Origin of the sequence: Roseovarius sp. AK1035, from assembly GCF_003288315.1 — a bacterium.
GTDB lineage: Bacteria > Pseudomonadota > Alphaproteobacteria > Rhodobacterales > Rhodobacteraceae > Roseovarius > Roseovarius mucosus_A.
The window spans coordinates 1726916-1747336 of record NZ_CP030099.1; the positions used below are offsets into that span (position 1 = coordinate 1726916).

General features: G+C 61.6%; 26 protein-coding genes. 14 read left to right on the plus strand and 12 right to left on the minus strand.

Going from position 1 to position 20421, the window contains the following annotated elements:
- Positions 1-3 precede the first annotated feature (3 nt).
- Positions 4-162, plus strand: a complete 159-nt coding sequence (gene ccoS / locus RAK1035_RS08155; protein ID WP_008281603.1) for a cbb3-type cytochrome oxidase assembly protein CcoS — start codon at positions 4-6, stop codon at positions 160-162.
- A 65-nt stretch (positions 163-227) separates the two neighbouring features.
- On the opposite strand, the gene RAK1035_RS08160 is transcribed toward ccoS, so the two are convergent.
- The 7 genes from RAK1035_RS08160 to RAK1035_RS08190 form a co-directional block, all read right to left on the minus strand.
- Positions 228-1685, minus strand: a complete 1458-nt coding sequence (locus RAK1035_RS08160) for a D-alanyl-D-alanine carboxypeptidase family protein (protein ID WP_037298006.1) — start codon at positions 1683-1685, stop codon at positions 228-230.
- 225 nt (positions 1686-1910) lie between these two features.
- Positions 1911-2903 carry an ABC transporter substrate-binding protein gene (locus tag RAK1035_RS08165; RefSeq protein ID WP_037298008.1) on the minus strand — a complete coding sequence of 331 codons (993 nt, stop codon included), beginning with the start codon at positions 2901-2903 and terminating at the stop codon, positions 1911-1913.
- 31 nt (positions 2904-2934) lie between these two features.
- Positions 2935-3780: an ABC transporter permease gene (locus RAK1035_RS08170; protein ID WP_008281606.1), complete on the minus strand. Its 846-nt coding sequence runs from the start codon at positions 3778-3780 to the stop codon at positions 2935-2937.
- Entirely contained in the window at positions 3780-4655 is an 876-nt protein-coding gene (locus tag RAK1035_RS08175; protein WP_008281607.1) for an ABC transporter permease, read from the minus strand. Before RAK1035_RS08175 ends, RAK1035_RS08170 begins: the two co-directional genes overlap by 1 nt.
- A 48-nt stretch (positions 4656-4703) precedes the next feature.
- A complete protein-coding gene (locus RAK1035_RS08180; protein ID WP_008281608.1) occupies positions 4704-5489 on the minus strand; it encodes an ABC transporter ATP-binding protein in 786 nt (261 codons plus the stop codon).
- A 95-nt stretch (positions 5490-5584) separates the two neighbouring features.
- Positions 5585-7048, minus strand: a complete 1464-nt coding sequence (gene hydA, locus RAK1035_RS08185) for a dihydropyrimidinase (protein ID WP_008281609.1) — start codon at positions 7046-7048, stop codon at positions 5585-5587.
- Positions 7049-7127: 79 nt separating this feature from the next.
- On the minus strand, positions 7128-8378 hold the full coding sequence (locus tag RAK1035_RS08190) for a Zn-dependent hydrolase (protein ID WP_008281610.1): 1251 nt from the start codon (positions 8376-8378) through the stop codon (positions 7128-7130).
- Between the two features lie 146 nt (positions 8379-8524).
- Here RAK1035_RS08190 and RAK1035_RS08195 point away from each other — a divergent pair, with 146 nt between their 5' ends.
- From RAK1035_RS08195 to RAK1035_RS08240, 10 genes are all read left to right on the plus strand, one after another.
- The gene (locus RAK1035_RS08195; RefSeq protein WP_008281611.1) at positions 8525-9172 is read left to right on the plus strand and encodes a TetR family transcriptional regulator C-terminal domain-containing protein; all 648 of its coding nucleotides are present in this window, start codon (positions 8525-8527) and stop codon (positions 9170-9172) included.
- A gap of 116 nt (positions 9173-9288) precedes the next feature.
- Positions 9289-9858, plus strand: coding sequence for a dTDP-4-dehydrorhamnose 3,5-epimerase (gene rfbC / locus RAK1035_RS08200; protein WP_008281612.1), 570 nt, complete (start codon positions 9289-9291; stop codon positions 9856-9858).
- Positions 9855-10904, plus strand: coding sequence for a dTDP-glucose 4,6-dehydratase (gene rfbB, locus RAK1035_RS08205; RefSeq protein WP_008281613.1), 1050 nt, complete (start codon positions 9855-9857; stop codon positions 10902-10904). The genes rfbC and rfbB overlap by 4 nt, the downstream gene beginning before the upstream one ends.
- A gap of 24 nt (positions 10905-10928) precedes the next feature.
- Complete coding sequence (rfbD, locus tag RAK1035_RS08210; protein ID WP_008281614.1) at positions 10929-11774, plus strand: dTDP-4-dehydrorhamnose reductase; 846 nt, start codon at positions 10929-10931, stop codon at positions 11772-11774.
- On the plus strand, positions 11771-12664 hold the full coding sequence (gene rfbA, locus RAK1035_RS08215) for a glucose-1-phosphate thymidylyltransferase RfbA (protein ID WP_008281616.1): 894 nt from the start codon (positions 11771-11773) through the stop codon (positions 12662-12664). Before rfbD ends, rfbA begins: the two co-directional genes overlap by 4 nt.
- 3 nt (positions 12665-12667) lie before the next feature.
- A complete protein-coding gene (locus tag RAK1035_RS08220; RefSeq protein WP_008281617.1) occupies positions 12668-13606 on the plus strand; it encodes a glycosyltransferase family 2 protein in 939 nt (312 codons plus the stop codon).
- Positions 13607-13686: 80 nt separating this feature from the next.
- The gene (gene cobO / locus RAK1035_RS08225) at positions 13687-14295 is read left to right on the plus strand and encodes a cob(I)yrinic acid a,c-diamide adenosyltransferase (protein WP_008281618.1); all 609 of its coding nucleotides are present in this window, start codon (positions 13687-13689) and stop codon (positions 14293-14295) included.
- A 3-nt stretch (positions 14296-14298) separates the two neighbouring features.
- Complete coding sequence (locus RAK1035_RS08230; RefSeq protein ID WP_008281619.1) at positions 14299-14646, plus strand: Lin0512 family protein; 348 nt, start codon at positions 14299-14301, stop codon at positions 14644-14646.
- Entirely contained in the window at positions 14643-15008 is a 366-nt protein-coding gene (locus RAK1035_RS08235) for a Lin0512 family protein (protein WP_008281620.1), read from the plus strand. The genes RAK1035_RS08230 and RAK1035_RS08235 overlap by 4 nt, the downstream gene beginning before the upstream one ends.
- Positions 15009-15110: 102 nt before the next feature.
- On the plus strand, positions 15111-15878 hold the full coding sequence (locus RAK1035_RS08240) for an FCD domain-containing protein (RefSeq protein ID WP_008281621.1): 768 nt from the start codon (positions 15111-15113) through the stop codon (positions 15876-15878).
- A gap of 9 nt (positions 15879-15887) precedes the next feature.
- Here the strand turns inward: RAK1035_RS08240 and pqqE are convergent, their stop codons facing one another.
- Genes pqqE through pqqA form a run of 5 tightly spaced genes read right to left on the minus strand, consistent with a single transcriptional unit; the run spans position 15888 to position 19016 of the window.
- Positions 15888-16979: a pyrroloquinoline quinone biosynthesis protein PqqE gene (gene pqqE, locus RAK1035_RS08245; RefSeq protein WP_008281622.1), complete on the minus strand. Its 1092-nt coding sequence runs from the start codon at positions 16977-16979 to the stop codon at positions 15888-15890.
- 1 nt (position 16980) lies between these two features.
- Positions 16981-17253, minus strand: coding sequence for a pyrroloquinoline quinone biosynthesis peptide chaperone PqqD (pqqD, locus tag RAK1035_RS08250; RefSeq protein ID WP_008281623.1), 273 nt, complete (start codon positions 17251-17253; stop codon positions 16981-16983).
- Positions 17250-17999 (minus strand): pyrroloquinoline-quinone synthase PqqC, encoded by a 750-nt coding sequence (gene pqqC, locus RAK1035_RS08255; RefSeq protein WP_008281624.1) that lies wholly within the window; start codon positions 17997-17999, stop codon positions 17250-17252. The genes pqqD and pqqC overlap by 4 nt, the downstream gene beginning before the upstream one ends.
- The gene (pqqB, locus tag RAK1035_RS08260; protein ID WP_037298012.1) at positions 17996-18889 is read right to left on the minus strand and encodes a pyrroloquinoline quinone biosynthesis protein PqqB; all 894 of its coding nucleotides are present in this window, start codon (positions 18887-18889) and stop codon (positions 17996-17998) included. The genes pqqC and pqqB overlap by 4 nt, the downstream gene beginning before the upstream one ends.
- A 31-nt stretch (positions 18890-18920) precedes the next feature.
- The gene (pqqA, locus tag RAK1035_RS08265) at positions 18921-19016 is read right to left on the minus strand and encodes a pyrroloquinoline quinone precursor peptide PqqA (protein ID WP_037298014.1); all 96 of its coding nucleotides are present in this window, start codon (positions 19014-19016) and stop codon (positions 18921-18923) included.
- 202 nt (positions 19017-19218) lie between these two features.
- On the opposite strand from pqqA, the gene RAK1035_RS08270 reads away from it, so the two are divergent.
- From RAK1035_RS08270 to RAK1035_RS08280, 3 genes are read left to right on the plus strand one after another with little or no spacing between them, the layout of a single operon-like run.
- Entirely contained in the window at positions 19219-19422 is a 204-nt protein-coding gene (locus RAK1035_RS08270; RefSeq protein ID WP_008281626.1) for a hypothetical protein, read from the plus strand.
- On the plus strand, positions 19419-20072 hold the full coding sequence (locus RAK1035_RS08275) for a hypothetical protein (RefSeq protein ID WP_232279217.1): 654 nt from the start codon (positions 19419-19421) through the stop codon (positions 20070-20072). The genes RAK1035_RS08270 and RAK1035_RS08275 overlap by 4 nt, the downstream gene beginning before the upstream one ends.
- Positions 20069-20416: a hypothetical protein gene (locus tag RAK1035_RS08280; RefSeq protein WP_008281628.1), complete on the plus strand. Its 348-nt coding sequence runs from the start codon at positions 20069-20071 to the stop codon at positions 20414-20416. The genes RAK1035_RS08275 and RAK1035_RS08280 overlap by 4 nt, the downstream gene beginning before the upstream one ends.
- The last annotated feature ends 5 nt before the right edge of the window (positions 20417-20421 follow it).

Below are 20421 nucleotides of genomic sequence, written 5' to 3' on the forward strand. Positions count from 1 at the left end.
GCGATGAATATCCTCACCTATCTGATCCCGATTTCCCTGATCCTTGGGGGCGTCGGGCTTGTGGCGTTTGTGTATACGGTGCGCTCAAACCAATATGACGATCCTGAGGGCGACTCGCGGCGCATTCTGTCCGACGATTGGGATGATCGCCCCAAACCCTGACACCGATTTCATCTGGCCGGAAATACCTCGGGGGTTTGGGGGCTGGCCCCCAATCCGCCGTGTGCTCAGCTTGGGCCGATCATGAAGCAGGTGACTTTCTTGGCTTGAAGGCGGCGACAGGCAAGATCGGCGCTTTCGCGGGTCATGCCCATGAAATTGGCGTCGAATCCGGCGGGGCGTTGCACCACTTTGCGCAGGCTGCCATCCAGCGTCGCCATCTCGTTCAACGCCGTTTGCAAAAGCATCTGGCGCGCCTTGTATTCGCTGGAATAGCGGCCCACGTTGATCCCCCAATGCCGTCCGCCAGAGGTAGAGACGCGGGTCACGACCTCGGGTTCTGGTTCCGGTGCGGGGGCGCTGGCCAGCACAATCTCGGTCGGGCGCTGTTCCGGGCGGATTTCGGGGGTGACGGCGGCGCTGCCTTGGGGCAGGGGGGCGGGTTCTGTTGTGGCTGTTGCGACCTGTTGGGCGGCCAGTAGCGCGCGTTCAATGTCATCCCGCGCGGCGATGGCTGGTATCGGGGCGGCGGGCAAGGGGCGCGATTGCGGGCGCAGGCTCTTGACCACAGCGGCAGCGGTGGTGAGGCGCACGGTCTTGGCGGCGACGCTTGGGCGATCCTCGCCTGCGGCGATCATCACCGGGGCGGTGCCAAGTTTGCCCAGATAAGGCGGGCGCGCCGGGCGATGCACGGCAACCTGCGTCGGTGCCTTGTTAAAGCCCAAGTCCAAAAGCTCGGCCACCTTGGCATTGCGCGAGGCGGTGGATTGGCCGCCAAAGACGGTGGCAATGATCCGTTCGCCATTGCGCTCGGCGCTGGCGGTCAGGTTGAACCCTGCGGCGCGTGTATAGCCCGTCTTGATCCCGTCAGCACCGCGGTAAGCCTCGAGCAGGCGGCGATTGGTGTGGCTGACCGACGTCACGCCAGCATCGGTGGTGATGCGCGAGAAGAGGTTGTAATATTGCGGAAAATCATAAAACAGGTGCCGCCCCAGAATAGTCATATCGCGGGCGGTGGACAGATGGCCATTCTCGGTCAGCCCATGGGCATTCTTGAAAGTGGTGCGCGTCATGCCAAGCGCCTCGGCGGTGCGATTCATACGGCGGGCGAATTGCGCCTCGGACCCCTCGATCGCCTCGCCAAGGGCGGTGGCGGCGTCATTGGCGGATTTGACTGCTGCGGCGCGGATGAGATAGCGCAGCGCAATCGAGCTGCCCGCGCGCACCCCAAGTTTGCTGGGCGGTTCAGACGCGGCATGCTTGGAAATCACGACTTTGTCGTCAAGGCCGATTTCGCCATTCTCGATCGCCTCGAACACCACGTAGAGCGTCATCATCTTGGTTAATGAGGCCGGGTGAAGCCGCGTGTCTGCGTTGTTGGAATAAAGCACCTCGCCATTGCGGGCGTCCATCACCAATGCAGCATAGGGTGCGGCGACCGCGCTCAGCGGCACAATCACCAGCATCCAGAAAGTTGCGAACGCCACCAAGCCCCAACGGACCGGCTGTCTGCCCCGTGTTTTCATAGAACCGCTCTTTTACTGCCTCGCGCCGCCGGTTTTCCGGCTGGCATTGATTTATAGCTTTAGCGTATCACAACCATGTTTTCGTTTAAAGTGTTCATTTGAATAGATTTTTGAGATGCGCTGACAAGATGTGGTGGGGGGTGTAGTTCAAACCCCTAGATCAATGACGGATCAAAAAAATGGCCCGGACAAACGCCGGGCCATTGTGTGTCTTTGGATCAGGGATCAGTTCAGCGCCGCATCGCTGATCACATGGGTCCACGCGCCATCACCGGGATGCGCGCTGATCACCGGGTCAGAGCCGCCCGAGAGCAGCGATTGCACCGTGCGCTCGTAATCCTCGGGGTCGAGCGCGCCGTTGGAGCCTGCGGTCAGCTTGGCCACCTCGGTCATCATGCGGATCTGGTGCTCTTCGGTCTGCGCGCCGGTTGCGTCATTGTCGAGCACGATCATCGCGGCCTCTTCGGGGTTTTCCTCGGCCCATTTCCAGCCCTTCATCGAGGCGCGCACAAAGCGCGTCAGTTTGTCCACCTCTGCTGGATCGCTCAGCTTTTCTTCTAGAACGTAAAGCCCGTCTTCCAGCGTGGCGACGCCTTGATCCTCGTATTTGAAGGTGATGAGCTGATCCTCGGTGATGCCTGCGTCGATCACCTGCCAGTATTCGTTATAGGTCATGGTCGAAATGCAATCGGCCTGTTTCTGCAACAGGGGATCGACGTTGAAGCCCTGTTTGAGCACGGTCACGCCGTCGGCCCCGCCTTCGGTTGGAATGCCCAGCTGGCTCATCCAGGACAGGAACGGAAACTCATTGCCAAAGAACCAGACCCCGAGCGTGCGCCCCGGAAAATCCGCAGGCCCCGTGACACCGGTTTCCTTAAGGCAGGTCAGCATCATGCCCGAGGATTTGAAGGGCTGTGCGATATTCACCAGCGGCAGCCCCTTTTCCCGTGCCGAAAGGGCGGCGGGCATCCATTCCACGGTGACATCCGCGCCACCCCCTGCGATCACCTGCGTGGGGGCGATATCCGGCCCGCCCGGCTTGATCGTGACGTCGAGGTCTTCTTCCTCGTAAAAGCCCTTGTCGAGGGCCACGTAATAGCCCGCGAATTGCGCTTGCGTCACCCATTTGAGTTGCAGCGTCAGATCATCCGCCGCCTGCGCCATGCCTGCGACGCTTGCCAGTGCGGCGAGGCTGAATAGTCCTGTCAGTTTCTTCATGGTTCTCTCCCGTGTTGGTGGTTTCTTGATCTTATGCCCGGCTCCGTTGGGACGGATGCCAGAATGTCACTGCCTTTTCCACAAGCGCCACAGCGCCGTAAAATCCAGAGCCCGCGATGGCCGCGACCACGATTTCGGCCCAGACCAGATCGAGCGCCAGTTGCCCGACCGAGGTCGAGATGCGGAATCCCATGCCCTTGATGGGCGAGCCAAAGAACTCTGCCACAATCGCCCCGATCAGCGCCAGAGTTGTCGCGATCTTGAGCCCGTTGAAGATAAAGGGCATCGCAGCGGGCAGGCGCAGCTTGAACAGGGTTTGCCAATAGCCAGCGGCATAGGTGCGCATCAGGTCGCGCTGCATGGCGTCGGTATCCGTCAGGCCCTGCACGGTGTTCACCAGCATGGGAAAGAACACCATGACCACGACGACCGCCGCCTTGGACTGCCAGTCAAAGCCGAACCACATCACCAGAATGGGGGCCATGCCAATGATCGGCAGAGCGGCCACGAAATTGCCCACGGGTAGCAGACCGCGTTGCAGGAAGGGAAACCGGTCGATGGCGATGGCGGTCAGGAAGGCCGCGCCACAGCCCATGACATAGCCGGTCAGCGCGCCCTTGAGCGCCGTCTGCACGAAATCGGCCCAAAGGATATGGGTGGATTTGGCGAATGTCGCGGCAATGGCGGTGGGCGCGGGCAAAAGGACCGGTGAGATGGAAAGGCCCCGCACCAGACATTCCCAGATCACCACGATGGTAAGGCCAAAGATCACAGGCACCAATAGCCGCGTGGCCCGTGTTTTAGGCCCGTGCGACAGGCGGGAATTGACCGCCCAGCCAAGCGCCCATGTCAGCACTCCAAGCGCGAGCCACCCCATCACGTCATCCCCATCCGCTTGAGCGTGATCCGCTGGATCAGACCGATCAGCCCCACCAGAACCGCCGCCAGCGTTGCGGCCATGATGAGCGCCGACCAGATTTGGATGGTCTGGCCATAGTAACTGCCAGCCAGCAGGCGCGCGCCAAGGCCCGCGACAGCACCTGTGGGCAATTCGCCAACGATGGCCCCCACAAGGCTTGCCGCCATGCCGACCTTGAGCGAGGTAAAGAGATAGGGCATCGACGAGGGCAGGCGCAGCCGCCAGAATGTTTGGCTGGCGCTCGCGTTCCAGGTGCGCATCTGGTCAAGCTGCATGGGTGTAGGGCTGCGCAGCCCCTTGACCATGCCGACGACGACCGGAAAGAACGACAGATACATCGAGATCATCGCCTTGGGCAGCAACCCGGAAATGCCCACGGCATTCAGCACCACGATGATCATCGGGGCAATCGCCAGAATGGGAATGGTCTGGCTCGCGATGACCCAAGGCATCACGCTCATGTCCATAGTGCGGTTGTAGACGATGCCTATGGCCAGCGCGACGCCAAGCGCGGTGCCAAGAACAAAGCCGAGCGCTGTGGCGCTGAAGGTGATCCAACTGTGATAAAAGAGCGAGCGTTTGGAAAATCCGCGCCCCTCCAGCACCATGGCGCCGGTGGTGTTCCAGATTTCGACCGCGACCTGATGCGGGGCGGGCAGCTTGGGCTTGTCCTGAGACCATGTGTCGGCGATGAGGTCGGGGAGCGTGAGCGTCACCTCCGCCCGCGCCGCCTGATCCCGCGCCCATTGCGCGTTGAGCGCCACAGCGGCGGCATACCAGAGCGCCAGAAGCGTGGCGACGATGGTAAGAACAGGCAGGAGATTGCGCATCATAGCCCCGCTGCTGTCAGAGGGGAGGGGGCGCCCTGCGAAAAGCGGGCGTCAGAGGTCATCGCTATGCCCTGCACGCAGCCCCTCGCGGACGCGATGGGCGATGTCGAGGAATTCTGGCGTTTCGCGGATGTCGAGCGGGCGAACGCGCGGCAGCGTGCTCTCGATCACATCGGTGATACGACCGGGGCGGGGCGACATCACCACGATCTTGGTGCTCAGATACACCGCTTCGGGGATGGAATGGGTGACGAAACAGATCGTCTTGTTGGTGCGATCCCAGAGATGCAAGAGTTGTTCGTTGAGATGATCGCGCACGATCTCATCAAGCGCGCCAAAGGGTTCATCCATCAAAAGCAGATCGGCATCAAAGGCAAGCGCGCGGGCGATGCTGGCGCGCTGCTGCATGCCCCCTGAAAGCTGCCAAGGGTATTTCCGCTCGAACCCCGCGAGATCGACCAGTTCCAGCACGCGCTTGACGCGGGCCTCCTGATCGTCGCGCGCATAGCCCATAATCTCGAGCGGCAGGCGGATATTGCCGCCGATGGTGCGCCACGGATAAAGCCCCGCCGCCTGAAACACATAGCCATAGGCGCGCGATTTGCGTGCCTCTTCGGCGCTGGCCCCATTCACGGTCAGGCTGCCGCCGGTGGGATGCTCCAGATCGGCCATGCAGCGTAGAAAGGTGGTCTTGCCACAGCCAGACGGGCCGATGAAGCTGACGAAATCGCCCTTCTCGACCTCAAGGCTCACGTCCTTGAGCGCGTGGACCGGGCCATCGCCGGTCTGAAATGTCAGCGACAGATCGCGCGCGCTGATGACTGTATTGCTGCTCAAACCCTATCCCCTGCTGGCCCGGGCGCTACTGCGCCCGGCTGGCTGATGCTTGTCAAGAGGCGCGCCCCGCCATGAGGGCCGCGCGCGCCATATTCTCAGATCCCCGCCGGGATATTCAGCGGGTCGCGCTGGATCATCTTGGGGGCGGTCAGCGCCTTCCATTTTGACAGCGCCTGATGCGCCGAAGGAAAGGCCGGGCGAGGCACAAAGCGGCCGCGCCCCGGTTGCGGCTGCGAGTTTTGTCCCCAGGCCCAGATCACCTCGCCACGGCTGATTGTATAGCGCGGCTGCGCCTTGACCTCGAACCCCTCAAAGACATTGTAATCAAGGATGGAATGGTGGTTGGAGGCGCTGATCGTCTTGGTGATCTTGGGGTCCCAGACCACGAGATCGGCATCGGCCCCTTCGACAATCGCGCCCTTCTTGGGGTAAATGTTCAGGATCTTGGCCACGTTGGACGAGGTGACGGCGACGAATTCGTTGAGCGTCAGTCGCCCGGTTTCCACACCATGCGTCCAGAGCACGGCAAGCCGTTCCTCGAGCCCGTTGGAGCCATTGGGGATGATGCGGAAATCGCTGCGCCCGGCGCGTTTCTGCGCGGTGGAAAAGGCGGCGTGATCGGTGGCGACCACTTGTAGTGACCCCGCCTGCAACCCGGCCCAGAGGCTATCCTGATGATCCTTGGAGCGGAACGGGGGCGACATGACGCGGCGCGCGGCATGGTCCCAATCCTTGTTGAAATACTCGGATTCGTCCAGTGTCAGGAATTGAACCAGCGGCTCGCCGTAAACGCGCATGCCCTTTTGCCGCGCGCGCCGGATCGCCTCATGCGCCTGTTCGCAAGACACATGCACGATATAAAGCGGCACGCCCGCCGCGTCGGCGATGCAGATGGCACGATTGGCGGCCTCGCCTTCGAATTCGGGGGGGCGGGAATAGGCGTGGCCCTCTGGCCCGGTGATCCCCTGATCAAAGTATTTCTGCTGCATCTCGGCCACCAGATCACCGTTTTCGGCATGAACCATCGGCAGCGCGCCCAGTTCGGCACAGCGTTTGAACGAGGCGAACATCTCATCATCCTCGATCATCAAGGCCCCTTTGTAGGCCATGAAATGCTTGAAGGAATTGACGCCCATATCGACGGCGTCCTTCATTTCGGTAAACACGTTTTCATTCCAGTCGGTGATGGCCATGTGATAGCCGATGTCAGAGCAGATCTGCGGCGCGCTCTTGCGGTGCCAGTCGTTGATGGCGTTCTTGATGCTGCCGTCCGCGCCGGGCAGGCAGAAATCAACGATCATTGTCGTGCCGCCACAGGCCGCCGCCCATGTGCCGGTTTCAAAGGTTTCTGCGGCGGTGGTGCCCATGAAGGGCATTTCAAGGTGAGTATGCGGGTCAATGCCGCCGGGGATGACATAGGCATCTGTGGCGTCGATCGTGCTGTCACCCTTCAGGTCTGTTCCGATCTGTTTGATGGTTTCGCCTTCAATCAGCACATCGGCCTTCCATGTGCGGTCGGCGGTGACGACGGTGCCGTTCTTGATGACTTTGGTGGTCATTGGGGGTCTCCCTGTCTTTGTGCCGCGTGGGCGTTCATCTGGCTCTAAATACCTCGGGGGTTTGGGGGCTGGCCCCCAATCACTCCACCACCTCCGCCGTTTCCAGCACGGCATGCAGGAGCACATCTGTGCCGGCGCGCGCCCAGTCCGGTGTGATTTCCTCGGCCTCGTTATGACTCAGCCCGTCCTTGCAGGGGCACATGACCATGGTTGTAGGATACACTTTGTTGATCCAGCAGGCATCGTGGCCCGCACCCGAGACGATGTCCATATGGCTATAGCCCAGCCGGTCGGCGGCGTCGCGCACGCGGGCGGTGAGGGTTTCGTCAAAGGCGGGTGGGTCGAAGGCCCCGACGACTTCGGCGCTGAATTTCACGCCCACGTCTGCGCAGATGCCGGGGGCGGTGGACATGAGTTCCTCTGCCATGGCCTCGAGTGTTTCCAGAACGTGAGAGCGGAAATCGACGGTGAACACCACCTTTTCTGGGATCACGTTGCGGCTGTTGGGGTAGACGTCGATATGGCCAATCGCGCCCACGGCATTAGGTTGATATTGCAGGGCAATTTCATGCACCAGTTCGGTGACCCGCGCCAACCCGCGCCCGGCGTTGCGGCGCATATACATGGGCGTCGATCCGGTGTGCTGGCCTTTGCCCGTGACCGTGCATTCGATCCAGCGCAGGCCCTGCCCGTGGGTGACGACGCCGATCTGTTTGCCTTCGGCCTCTAGGATCGGGCCTTGTTCGATGTGCAGCTCGAAAAACGCGTGCATCTGGCGCGCGCCAACTTTTTCCGGGCCTTTCCAGCCGATACGCTCCAATTCATCGCCAAAGCGTTTGCCCTTTGCATCCACCCGGTCATAGGCCCAATCGCGATCCATAACGCCTGCAAAGACGCCCGAGGCCAGCATCGCGGGGGCAAAGCGGGTGCCTTCTTCGTTGGTCCAGTTGGTAAGGACGATCGGGTGCTTGGTTTTGATATCCAGATCATTCAGGGTGCGGATGAGTTCGAGCCCGGCCAGCACGCCCAAGACGCCATCATATTTGCCGCCTGTGGGCTGCGTGTCGAGATGGGAGCCGACATAGACCGGCAAAGCCTGCGGGTCGGTCCCCTCTCGGCGGGCGAACATATTGCCCATTTCATCCACGCCCATGGTCAGGCCCGCCGCAGTGCACCAGGTTTGAAAGAGAGCGCGCCCCTCGGCATCTTCATCCGTCAGGGTCTGGCGGTTGTTGCCGCCCGCGATGCCGGGGCCGATCTTGGCCATCTCCATCAGGCTGTCCCAGAGCCGGGTGCTGTTGATCTTGAGGTTTTCGCCGGGTGCTGACATGGGATTGCTCGCTTTTTTACCATTTGGTAAACTTACGATTGCGTGGGGCATGGGCAGTGTCAAGATTCGTCTTGGGGCCAGCCCCTGATCTGGCTAAGCTGGGCAACGGGGCGCTGAAAAATGTGCCTTGCAAGGAAAGGAAGAGGATGCTGCAATCCCCCGCTGCGCAGGCCGGTCGTAAATCCAGCCGGATTCAAGTGCGCAACCGCAAGCGGATTCTGGAGGCGGCGCTTGAGGTGTTTTCCACCCATGGCTATCGCGGCGCGACGCTGGATCAGATCGCGGCAGAGGCGGGGCTGAGCAAGCCAAACATCCTCTATTATTTCGAGGGCAAGGAAGAGATTCACGTCACCTTGCTCAATCAGTTGCTGGATGCCTGGTTGGCCCCGTTGCGCGCGATTGATCCGCAGGGGGAACCGCTGGACGAGTTGATGGGCTATGTGCACCGCAAGCTGGAGATGTCGCGCGATCTGCCGCGCGAAAGCCGGCTGTTTGCGAATGAGATCCTGCAAGGTGCGCCGCGCATGGTGCCACATCTCGACAGTGTGCTGAAGCCGCTGGTCGATCAGACCGCAGCGGTGATCGAGGGCTGGTGCGTGCAGGGCAAATTGGCGCCGGTCGATCCGCGCCATCTGCTGTTTTCGATCTGGGCCACAACGCAGCATTATGCCGATTTCGAGGCGCAGGTGGGGGTGCTGATGGGCGAAGTGGATGTTCATACCGGGGCTGCGGCGCATCTGGAGGCGCTGTTTCGGCGGCTTCTGACGCCGGGTTCAATCGTGGAGAATAGCTAGAAACCGGCCGCCCAGACTTTGTGTCTGGCCAAAAACGCGTCGATTTGCCAGAAGGTAAGGAATAGAGGCGCAGTGGGGCAATTGCCTTGCGCCACATGAGGGACTACGAGCACGGCATGCAGATTGAACAGACTAACCTACCCGGCGTGGTGATCCTCACGCCCGCCCGTCATGGCGATACGCGTGGCTTTTTCAGCGAGAGTTGGAACCGGCGGCGCATGCAAGAGGCTGGGATCACGATTGATTTCGTGCAGGACAACCATTCGCTGTCTGAGCAGGTGGGCACGGTGCGGGGGCTGCATTTTCAATCGCCGCCGCATGCACAGGCCAAGCTGGTGCGCTGTGGGCGTGGGGCGCTTTATGATGTTGCGGTGGATATTCGGCGCGGCAGCCCGACCTATGGGCAATGGGTGGGCGTGGACCTGAGTTTTGAGAACGGGCGTCAATTGCTGATCCCTGAGGGGTTCTTGCACGGTTTCGTGACGCGCGCGCCGATGACCGAGATCATCTATAAATGTTCGGATTACTACGCGCCGGAGTGCGATGGTGCGGTGCGGTTCGATGATCCTGAGATCGGCATAGATTGGGGAATTGATCCCGCGGCGGCGGTGCTGAGCGGTAAGGATGCCAAAGCGCCCTTGCTACGCGAGTTTGTGAGCCCTTTTGTTTATGAGGCCACGGTATGAGGCTTTTGATCACGGGCGGGGCCGGGTTCATCGGGTCGGCGGTGGTGCGGCTGGCGGTGGCGCGGGGGCATGTGGTCATCAACCTCGATGCGCTGACCTATGCCGCCTGCCTCGAGAATGTGGCGAGCGTGGCGCAGAGCCCGCTCTATAGCTTTGTGCATGCCGATATCCGCGACCGCGCGGCCCTTGACCGGGTGTTTGCCACCCATGCGCCCGACGCGGTGCTGCATCTGGCCGCCGAGAGCCATGTGGACCGTTCGATTGATGGTCCCGGCACCTTTGTCGAGACCAATATTACCGGCACCTACAACCTCTTGGAGGCGGCGCGCGGGTATTGGCAGGCGCGAAACAAACCCGAGGGGTTTCGGTTTCAGCATATTTCGACCGATGAGGTGTACGGCTCTTTGCCAAGCGACCCGAGGATCAAGTTTACCGAAGACACCCCCTATGATCCGCGCAGCCCCTATTCAGCGTCCAAGGCGGCGTCGGATCATCTGGTGCGCGCGTGGCACGAGACCTATGGCTTGCCCATATTGATCACCAATTGCTCGAACAATTACGGCCCGTTCCATTTCCCGGAAAAGCTTATTCCGGTGATCATTCTCAACGCTTTGGCGGGCAAGCCGTTGCCGATTTATGGCGATGGGTCGAACGTGCGCGACTGGCTCTATGTCGAGGATCACGCCGAGGCGCTCTTGACGGTGCTGGAGCGCGGCGTGCCGGGGCGGTCCTATAACATCGGCGGCGAGAATGAGCTGAGCAATCTGGACTTGGTGCGTAAGCTTTGCGCGGTGCTGGATGAATTGGCCCCGCGCGACGATGGTCTGTCTTATGCCGCGCAGATCAGCTTTGTCACAGACCGTCCGGGGCATGATGCGCGCTATGCGATTGATCCCACGCGCATCCGTGGCGAATTGGGCTGGCGGCCCTCGGTGACGGTGGACGAAGGGGTGCGGCGCACAGTGCGGTGGTATCTGGAGAATGAGGCGTGGTGGCGCGCGCTCTTGGCGCGCGACGGTGTTGGCAAGCGGTTGGGCGCAGGCTGAGCAGACAGAAGCAAGGGACGCGGAATGAGAATACTGGTTTTCGGTCGCACCGGGCAGGTGGCCACCGAGATGCAGAGGCAGGCAGAGGTCACGGCGCTGGGCCGAGAGGTGGCGGACCTGTCCGACCCCATGGCCTGCGCTGAGGCGATCCGCGACCACGCGCCCGATCTTGTGATCAATGCCGCCGCTTACACCGCTGTGGATCGCGCCGAGAGCGAAGAGGATTTGGCGACGGTCATCAACGGGGTGGCTCCGGGTGCGATGGCGCGGGCCTGTGCCAATCTGGGCATCCCGTTTTGTCATGTCTCGACCGATTACGTGTTTGACGGCAGTGGCGCGGCCCCGCGCGCGCCGTCCGATCCGGTGGCCCCCTGCAATGCCTATGGCCGCTCCAAGCTGGCAGGCGAAGAGGCGGTGCGCGCCGCCGGCGGCCAAGCCGCGATCTTGCGCACCTCTTGGGTATTTTCGGCGCATGGCGGCAACTTCGTGAAAACCATGCTGCGCCTGTCAGAGACGCGTGATGCGCTGAGCGTCGTCGATGATCAGATCGGCGGCCCGACCCCGGCGGCGGATATCGCGGCGGCGCTCTTGAGCATGGGGCGGGCGATGGTCGCGGGCCATGCGGGCGGGTTATACCATTTCAGCGGTGCGCCCGATGCGAGCTGGGCCGATTTCGCGCGTGAGATTTTTGCCCAAGCCGGGCGGGTGACGGTTGTGACAGGTATTCCCACCCGCGACTATCCGACCCCCGCCGCACGCCCGCAGAATTCCCGGCTTGATTGTGGATCGCTGGCGGCAGAGTTTGGCATCGGGCGGCCCGACTGGCGTGCGGGTCTGGCCCGCGTCCTGAAAGAACTGGAGCAAGCATGACCACGGCACGCAAGGGCATCGTTTTGGCGGGCGGATCGGGCACGCGGCTCTATCCGATCACCATGGGGCTGAGCAAGCAGCTGTTGCCGGTCTATGACAAGCCGATGATCTACTATCCGCTGACGGCGCTGATGCTGGCGGGTATCCGCGAGATTGCGATCATCACTACCCCGCAGGATCAGGCGCAGTTCCAACGCCTGCTGGGCGATGGCAGCCAATGGGGGCTGACATTCGAGTATATCGAGCAGCCATCGCCGGATGGGCTGGCGCAGGCCTATCTTTTGGCAGAGGGGTTTTTGGGCGGGCAGGCCTCGGCGCTCGTGCTGGGCGACAATATTTTCTACGGTCACGGATTGCCGCAGCAATTGGAGCGCGCCGCGCAGCAGGAAAAGGGCGGCACCGTTTTTGGCTACCGCGTGGCGGACCCCGAGCGCTATGGCGTGGTCGAGTTTGACGGTGCCGGGCGCGCGGTCTCGATCGTGGAAAAGCCGCAAGAGCCGAAATCCGATTTTGCCGTAACGGGGCTTTATTTTCTAGATGGTGAGGCGTCAGAGCGCGCCAAGGCTGTGCAACCCTCGGAGCGGGGCGAGTTGGAAATTACCGCGCTGCTGGAGATGTATTTGCGCGATGGTTTGCTTTCGGTCGAGATGATGGGGCGAGGCTATGCCTGGCTGGATACAGGGACGCATGCCAGCCTGCTTGATGCAGGAAACTTCGTGCGCACGCTGGAACAGCGGCAGGGCCAGCAAGTTGGCTGCCCGGAAGAGATCGCTTATGACAAGGGTTGGATCGATGCGGCGGCGCTAGAGGCGCGTGTCGCGCTGTTCAAGAAAACTGATTACGGTGCCTATCTGGGGCGGCTGCTGCAGGGTGGCCGGGTCAAGGGCTGAGGTATGGATGGGCCGCAGGCACCGCATGTCGTGATCCTGCTCGCCGTTTATAACGGTGGCGATTTCCTGTCCGATCAGTTGCAAAGCATCGCCCGGCAGACGCATGACGACTGGCAGGTTCTTGCCAGCGATGACGGGTCCAAGGACAGCAGCCGGAAGATTCTTGAGGGGTTTGCGGCGACGCATCCCGTCACATGCCTGAGCGGGCCGGGTGCCGGGGCCGCGACGAATTTCCTGTCACTTATCCGCCAGACACCGGGTCATGCGCCCGCCGGGCATTGGATGGCGTTTTGTGATCAAGACGATGTCTGGCTGCCAGACAAGCTCTCGCGCGGGATTACAGCGCTGAGCACCTCCGATGATCCGCGTCCGGCGCTTTATTGCAGCCGCACCTGGATCACGGATACCGCGCTTGGTGAGCGGCGGCTGTCGGCGGCGCGCCCGCGCCCGCCGTCCTTTCGCAATGCGTTGGTGCAGAATGTGGCCTCTGGCAATACCATCCTGCTTAATCCAGCGGCGGCACGGCTGGTCGAGGAGGCGGCGCAGAAAATCGAGCGTGTCGTGGTGCATGACTGGTGGGTGTATCAGCTTATCACCGGGGCGGGCGGGCGCGTGGTGCATGACGATACCCCCACGCTTTATTACCGGCAGCATGATGTGAACCAGATCGGGTCCAACGACACGCGGCTGGCGCGGTTGCGGCGTATCCGGCAATTGTTGCAGGGGCATTTCCGGGCTTGGAACGAGGTGAACATCGCGGCCTTGTCGCGGCTGGACGGGTATCTCACGCCGGAAAACCGGGCGATTCTGGCGGAATTTGCCGCCATGCGGCGGGGGCCGATGCCCGCGCGGCTGGCGCGGTTGTGGCGTCTGGGGCTGTATCGGCAGAGCCGGATCAGCACCTTTGCGCTTTGGGTGTCGCTGGTGTTGAACCGGATCTGAAGGCGGCGCAGAAAGGCCTTGCACGTCTGGGCCGGTCTGCGACACTCTGCCGGTCCCGAGACCCCGCCAAGGAGCCTGACATGACCGACGATCCCGACCGCCACGCGATGAAAATGGCCAAGAAAAAGGCCGCGCGCGATAAGATCATGGCGACCAAGACCGATCAAAAGGGGCTGATCATCGTTCATACCGGCAAGGGCAAGGGTAAATCCTCGGCGGCGTTTGGTATGATTTTTCGCTGCATTGCCCATGGCATGCCCTGCGCCGTGGTGCAGTTCATCAAAGGCGGCATGAGCACCGGCGAGCGCGATTTGATCCTGTCGAAATTCTCGGACGCCTGCGCCTTTCATACCATGGGCGAGGGGTTTACCTGGGAGACACAGGACCGCACCCGCGACACCGAAATGGCGCAGGCCGCATGGGCCAAGGCCAAGGAGTTGATCCGCGATGAGACCAACAAGATGGTCCTGCTCGATGAGATCAACATCGCGCTGCGCTACGATTATCTGGACATCAACGAGGTGGTGCAGTTTCTCGCCGAAGAAAAGCCGCATATGACCCATGTCGTGTTGACCGGGCGCAACGCCAAGGACGAGTTGATCGAGATTGCCGATCTTGTGACGGAAATGGAGCTGATCAAGCATCCGTTCCGCTCCGGCATCAAGGCGCAGATCGGGGTGGAGTTCTGAGCCATGGCGCGGACAAGATTATTGACCGAATTCGGCATGGGCACGTCGCTGCGGCGGCAGGATTACACCGAGGCGGCGGCGCGGGCAGTGCGCGATGCGCTGTGGCACAATTCGATCAATCTGGCCGAGTTGTTTGGGTTCGAGAAGGCCGACATGCTGATTGATCTCGATATTGCCGTGCAGGCGCCCGAAGAGGTGGATGTCGAGGTGTTGCGCGCGATATTTCCCTATGGGCAGGTGCGCGTGCAGGTGGCGCGGGGCGGATTGGACATTCCGCGCGCGGTGGGCAAGCCCACGGTGATCGCCAATGCCTGCATCTCGGTTTCATTCGACATGGAGGCCAAGGCATGAGCGCGCAGCGGTTCATTATCGAGATGGGCATGGGCAACGACCTGCATGGGATGGATTACCAAAAGGCCGCCGTGCGGGCGATCGAGGATGCGATCCGGCATTCGACGATCCCGATGTTTCTGAATACGCCGCTTGATCATCAGGATATGGCGGTCAAGGTCACGGTGGGGGTGCAAGAGCCGGAGCGCGTTGATCCCGAGGTGCTGAAGGCTGGTTTGCCGCGTGGGCGCGCGACCGTGCAGGTGGTGTTTGGCGGGCAGAACGTGACCGATCCGGGCAGTGGTGAGACGCTGGTGATTGCGACGGCGGCGGTTGAGGCGTTCTTTCCGTCGCAGGTGGGGAAATGGGTGTTGGGGGCGTGATGGCACCCTCGCCCTTTTTCCTTAGACCCTGAGACCAAAGCACAGGCTTGCCGCCCTTTCGATGTGGTCATATGATCTGACCAATTCAGCAAGGGCGCGCGCATGCCATTTCAGAAAGTTACCCCCGAAAAACTCTCGACTGCCGTAACGCGGCAAATCGAAAAGCTCGTGTTGCAAGGCATTTTGCGTCCTGGTGAACGGCTGCCTGCAGAGCGCGATCTGGCAGAGAAGTTGGGGGTGTCGCGCCCGTCCCTGCGCGAGGCGGTGGCGGAGTTGCAGGACAAGGGATTGCTGAGCGCGCGGGCAGGCGCGGGCATCTATGTGGCTGATGTGTTGGGCAGCGCCTTTTCTGATGCGCTGATCCGGCTTTTTGCCGAGCATGACGAGGCGGTATTTGACTATATCGGGTTTCGCCGCGACCTAGAGGGTCTGGCCGCCTGTCGCGCGGCGCGCCTTGCGTCGGATACCGATTTGCAGGTGATCCAGACGCTGATGGACAAGATGGAGGCGGCCCATAGAAAGACCAATCCGGCGGATGAGGCGCGGCTCGATGCCGAGTTTCACATGGCGATCATCGAGGCCAGCCATAATGTCATCATGCTGCACATGATGCGTTCGATGTTCCAATTGCTGCGTGAGGGGGTGTTTTACAACCGTCAGGTGATGTTCAAACAGCGCACGACGCGCGGCGCGCTCTTGGATCAGCACCGCGCGATCAACGCCGCCATTCAGGCGCGCGATCCCGAGGCGGCGCGCGCGGCGGTCAACGATCATCTCAACTATGTGGAAAAGGCACTGGCCGACCAGCAAAAGGCGGATCGCAACGAGGCGATTGCCAAGCAGCGCTATGAGCACGAGCAGTCGCGGTAGACACGGTGTCTAAAGCGGCGTTTTCTCCATCACCCGCCATGTGAGGTCTGCGTCAGACTGGCCCGAGAAATCCTCGGCCAGAGAGCGCATTTGCGCGTGGTGGGGGGATTTGATGCAGACCGGATCGGTTGCCGCCGGATCGCCCGCAATCGCCATGGCCTGACAGCGGCAGCCACCGAAATCAATCGTCTTGCGCTCGCAGGAGCGGCAGGGTTCCTGCATCCAGTCTGTGCCGCGAAAGGCGTTGAAGGCTGCGCCGTTGTGCCAGATATCGGCCAAGGGCCGGTCGCGCACATTGTCGAAGGTGAGCGTCTTGATCGTCTGCGCCGCGTGGCAGGGCAAGACCAGCCCATCAGGGGCCACGTTGAGGCCAGTTGTGGCCCAGCCACCCATGCAGGTCTTGGGGTAATCGGCGTGATAATCGGCGGGCACATAATCGATCACCAGACGCCCCTTGAGGGCGGCGCGCGCCTCAGCGACGATGCGACTGGCCTCGCGGGCCTGCGCGCGGTCAGGCATGAGCGCGCCACGGTTCAGCATGGCCCAGCCGTGGAATTGCACGGTCGCCACCTCGATCCGGCGCGCACCCATGTCTTGCGCCATTTCAATCGCGCGGGGCAGTTGGTGCATGTTGCCGCGATGCATGACGAAATTGAGCGTGAGCGGAAAGCCGATGGCGGCGATCCATTTGGCCACCTGCATCTTGCGGTCAAAGCCGCCCATATAGCCGCCGATGCGGTCGGCCATTTCGGCATCGGTTCCTTGCAGCGACAGTTGGATATGGTCGAGGCCCGCGTCATCGAGCGCAGCCAGACGTTTCTCGGTCAGGCCAATGCCGGAGGTGATGAGATTGGTATAAAGGCCCGCGTCACGCGCAGCCTTGATCAGCTCTTCTAGATCGCGGCGCGAGGCGGGTTCGCCACCCGAAAGGTGAAGTTGCAGCACACCCAAGTCAGCGGCCTGTTGAAAGACCGATACCCAGTCGGCGGTGCTGAGTTCCGTTTCCCGTGCGGTCAGTTCCACCGGGTTGGAGCAATAGGGGCACGAGAGCGGGCAACGGTGCGTGAGTTCCGCCAACATGGCGATCGGGGGATTGGCCATTTTAGCGCATCTCCAGAAAGCGCCGCTCGGCCAAACCTTGCAGGAATTCTGCACTGTCTCGGGTGACATCGTCAAGCGGCGCATTGTACGTGGCGGCGAGATCGGCGGTGAGCGCACCAAAGCTTTGCACCCCGTCCACCCGGCTAAGAATGGCGTGACCGATGGGATCGAGCCGCACGGCGCGTTCGGGGGCCAAAAGCACCCAATCCTCGCGCACCCGGTCATAATGCAGGCGCACGCCGCGCGGCAGATGGGGGATGCTGTCGGGGGTCATGCCGCGCCTTTGGCGAGCAGTCCCTCACCGGGGTGCCATGCGCCCGGCGGGATACGTGCGGGGTCGACATAGGCAGAAGAGAGCGCGTCAAGCTGCGACCAGAGCACATCGGTCTTGAAGGTCAGTGCGGCAGCGGCGGCATCCTGTTTTTCGGTGGTATCGGCGCGGTCGAGCACCCATTTGAGGCCAAAGGCCACATCCTTGGGCGCCTCTTTCAGGCGGTTGCGGAAATAGGCGAGGCTGCTGTCATCGGCAAAGGCGTAGTTGGCCAAAAGCCCCTCGATGCGCTGGGCATGGATCTTGGGCGCAAAAAGCTCTGTCAGAGAGGCGGCAACCGCCTCGAGCAGCGGTTTTTCGCGGACAAAGGCGACATAGGCATCAACCGCAAAGCGGGTCGCGGGCAGCACGCCTTGGGCAGAGGCCACGTAATCGGGATCAAGCCCGACCGCTTGGGCAAGGCGCAGCCAGCGGCGAATCCCGCCCTCATTCTCGGCGGTGCCATCATGATCCTCGATCCGCGAGCGCCAGATGCGGCGCAGGTCAGGGTCGTCGACCCGGCTGAGAAAGGCGGCATCCTTCATCGGGATGCGGGATTGATAATAGTAGCGGTTGATGACCCACGCGCGCACCTGATCGGGGGTGCAGTGGCCGCCGTGAAGCATGTGATGAAACGGGTGGCGGTCGTGATAGCGCTCTGCCCCGATCTGGCGCAAGCGGGCCTCAAAAGCGTCGCGGGTTGGGGTCATGCGGTGATCTCCATGCCGTCCTGTCCAATCGTCCAGCCGGCCGATTCGGCCTCGGCACGCTCGGATGCGTCGGGGCGCAGGACAGGGTTCGAGTTGTTCATATGGACGTAGATTTTGCGCCCGATCCCCAGATCGCGCAAGGCGGCAATCGAGCCGTCGGGGCCGCTCATCGAGATATGGCCCATGCGACGCCCGGTTTTCTGGCTGAGGCCCATGGTGATCATCTCGTCGTCGCGCCAGAGCGTGCCGTCAAAAAATACCATGTCAGCACCCCGCAGGCGTTCGGCAAGCCGGTCGGTGACAGCAGCGCAGCCGGGAATATAAAAGATGTTGCGGCCCTCGGCCTCAAGATGCACGCCGGTGGTCTGTTCGCCCTCCAGATCGGTTTGCACGGTCTCGCCCTCAAGATAGAGCGGCACCTTGCCGGGCACGGCAAAGAGTGTCGCGGTGAGGCCGGGCAGCAGGGGCACTGGTTGATTAAGGGCAATGGGCACGCGCGGCACCCGAGCGGGATCAACCGCCTGCATCAATGGGTTGTCGGCCAGAACGCCATGAATTTCGCCGGTGGCATAGAGGGTGAAGGGCTGCTGTTCCCGCAAGCTGAGGAGCCCCGCCACGTGATCTATATCGCCGTTCGTAAGCAGCACGCCCGCGATCGGCGTATCGCGCAGGCTGCGCGGATGAAGTGCCGGATTGGCCGCGAGTTGCGCGCGAATGTCTGGGGAAGCGTTTAAAACAACCCAACGTACCCCATCCGTTGTCACGGCAAGGGATGACTGGGTTGAGGCAGGGATCTTACCGTCTCGGGCAAGATTGCAATTCTCGCAGCCACAATTCCACTGTGGCAAGCCACCGCCGGCCGCAGCGCCTAGTATCAGAGCCTTAAACACCTGTTACCTCGCTGCGACCAGTCGGGATATTTCAGAACAGGACGCCGTCGCCTTCTTGGGCGGGGCCGTACATGTTGATCTCCATTCCACAGTTCAGTTCACGAAGAACCGGCTTGCTCCATGCCATCGTCTATCCTCCTCTTAAATGTGGTCGATAGGTTTAATAGATATTCCGATCCCAGACATGTCAACTTTGCCGTAGTCTTAGAGACCTACGACTTTAGTGCAATCAGGGGATGAGGGGCTTGTGTCGCAGGCTGGACCTGAGTGACACTTAGCCCATATCTGGGCATGTGGCGGCGAGGCCGACAAAGTGCAGGAGTAGGATCATGATTGAGCTGTTGTTTGTGGCCTGTCTGGCGCGTCAGCCAGAGATTTGTGAAGAGCGGGCGTTTCAATATACCGACCGGACAGCGCGGGGATGTATGGCCGAGGCGATACCAGAATTGAGCAAATGGGCGGCGACGCATCCGCGCTGGCGCATTGCGCGCTGGTCGTGTCAGCCCCTAGGCGGGGCGAGGACGCGGGCGTGAGACGCAAAGTATCCGGGATTTTTCTAGGCCTGATGTTGGCGGTTGGTCCGGTTTTGGCGGGGACGGCCCATGAGGGCTATGATCTGATTTTTCGCACCGGCACGCTTGAAGACTTCGCGCCGGGGGATGCACTGCATTACCAAAGCGAGACCGAGAACGCAGCCGCACCGCCCGAGGCGCAAGGCGCGCAGGGCTACGATCTGCGGATCGAAGAGGGCGGCACAGCGCGGTTGATGCGGGTTTTGGACACCGGACAGCAGCCTGTTGCCGGGTTCGATGCCACGGTGGGCAATCCGATGGCGATGTTCTTTCTCGAACGGCTGGTGCGCGATCTGGCGCAGGCCACGGGCGGCAGCACTTTCTATATCCGCAACCGGATCAAGGAATCGCTTTTGGCGCCGGTGGGGATTTCGCCGGTGCAAGTGACTTGGCAAGGAAAGGACCACGCCGGGCAAGAGGTGCTGCTGGCGCCGTTTGTCGGGGATGCCAATGCCGCGCGATTGGGCCCTTTTGCCGAATTGCAGGTGGTGTTCGAGGTGTCAGAGACGGTGCCCGGCTGGTATCACTCGATGCGCGCCGAGACGCCTGAGCGCGACAGTGGCGGACGCTATTTTAGCTCAACGCTGGCGCTGTCGGAGACCGAAGAATGAGGTGTCTGGCGATCTTGCTTTGTCTGTTTCCCACGATGGGGCTGGCGCAGAGCGTGGCGGACCAGCTTAACGACTATCCAACCGAGGCGCGCGCGGATTACGTCTTTGGCTGCATGGCAGCAAATGGAAACACGCGCGAAATGCTGCGGCGCTGCTCTTGTTCCATCGACGAGATTGCCGCGATCTTGCCCTACAAGGATTATGTCTCGGCTGAGACAGTTCTGGCGCTGCGTCAGGGCAACGGCGAGCGCATGTCGATGTTCAAGGCAGGGCCGGTGAGCGAGGGGATTGTTGCAGACCTACGCCGTGCGCAGGCGGAAGCCGAGATCATTTGCTTCAAGTAAGCGGC

Excerpts from the sequence above, each read along its gene's own strand:
- rfbD (WP_008281614.1), top strand. The coding sequence starts at position 10,929 with ATGAGAATACTGGTTTTCGGTCGCACCGGGCAGGTGGCCACCGAGATG.
- ccoS (WP_008281603.1), top strand. The coding sequence starts at position 4 with ATGAATATCCTCACCTATCTGATCCCGATTTCCCTGATCCTTGGGGGC.
- pqqC (WP_008281624.1), bottom strand. The coding sequence starts at position 17,999 with ATGACCCCAACCCGCGACGCTTTTGAGGCCCGCTTGCGCCAGATCGGG.
- rfbA (WP_008281616.1), top strand. The coding sequence starts at position 11,771 with ATGACCACGGCACGCAAGGGCATCGTTTTGGCGGGCGGATCGGGCACG.
- RAK1035_RS08230 (WP_008281619.1), top strand. The coding sequence starts at position 14,299 with ATGGCGCGGACAAGATTATTGACCGAATTCGGCATGGGCACGTCGCTG.
- RAK1035_RS08195 (WP_008281611.1), top strand. The coding sequence starts at position 8,525 with ATGCTGCAATCCCCCGCTGCGCAGGCCGGTCGTAAATCCAGCCGGATT.
- RAK1035_RS08190 (WP_008281610.1), bottom strand. The coding sequence starts at position 8,378 with ATGTCAGCACCCGGCGAAAACCTCAAGATCAACAGCACCCGGCTCTGG.
- RAK1035_RS08160 (WP_037298006.1), bottom strand. The coding sequence starts at position 1,685 with ATGAAAACACGGGGCAGACAGCCGGTCCGTTGGGGCTTGGTGGCGTTC.
- RAK1035_RS08240 (WP_008281621.1), top strand. The coding sequence starts at position 15,111 with ATGCCATTTCAGAAAGTTACCCCCGAAAAACTCTCGACTGCCGTAACG.
- RAK1035_RS08280 (WP_008281628.1), top strand. The coding sequence starts at position 20,069 with ATGAGGTGTCTGGCGATCTTGCTTTGTCTGTTTCCCACGATGGGGCTG.
- pqqE (WP_008281622.1), bottom strand. The coding sequence starts at position 16,979 with ATGGCCAATCCCCCGATCGCCATGTTGGCGGAACTCACGCACCGTTGC.
- cobO (WP_008281618.1), top strand. The coding sequence starts at position 13,687 with ATGACCGACGATCCCGACCGCCACGCGATGAAAATGGCCAAGAAAAAG.
- pqqA (WP_037298014.1), bottom strand. The coding sequence starts at position 19,016 with ATGGCATGGAGCAAGCCGGTTCTTCGTGAACTGAACTGTGGAATGGAG.
- RAK1035_RS08235 (WP_008281620.1), top strand. The coding sequence starts at position 14,643 with ATGAGCGCGCAGCGGTTCATTATCGAGATGGGCATGGGCAACGACCTG.
- RAK1035_RS08270 (WP_008281626.1), top strand. The coding sequence starts at position 19,219 with ATGATTGAGCTGTTGTTTGTGGCCTGTCTGGCGCGTCAGCCAGAGATT.
- rfbB (WP_008281613.1), top strand. The coding sequence starts at position 9,855 with ATGAGGCTTTTGATCACGGGCGGGGCCGGGTTCATCGGGTCGGCGGTG.
- RAK1035_RS08165 (WP_037298008.1), bottom strand. The coding sequence starts at position 2,903 with ATGAAGAAACTGACAGGACTATTCAGCCTCGCCGCACTGGCAAGCGTC.
- rfbC (WP_008281612.1), top strand. The coding sequence starts at position 9,289 with ATGCAGATTGAACAGACTAACCTACCCGGCGTGGTGATCCTCACGCCC.
- pqqD (WP_008281623.1), bottom strand. The coding sequence starts at position 17,253 with ATGACCCCCGACAGCATCCCCCATCTGCCGCGCGGCGTGCGCCTGCAT.
- RAK1035_RS08220 (WP_008281617.1), top strand. The coding sequence starts at position 12,668 with ATGGATGGGCCGCAGGCACCGCATGTCGTGATCCTGCTCGCCGTTTAT.
- RAK1035_RS08170 (WP_008281606.1), bottom strand. The coding sequence starts at position 3,780 with ATGGGGTGGCTCGCGCTTGGAGTGCTGACATGGGCGCTTGGCTGGGCG.
- RAK1035_RS08175 (WP_008281607.1), bottom strand. The coding sequence starts at position 4,655 with ATGATGCGCAATCTCCTGCCTGTTCTTACCATCGTCGCCACGCTTCTG.
- hydA (WP_008281609.1), bottom strand. The coding sequence starts at position 7,048 with ATGACCACCAAAGTCATCAAGAACGGCACCGTCGTCACCGCCGACCGC.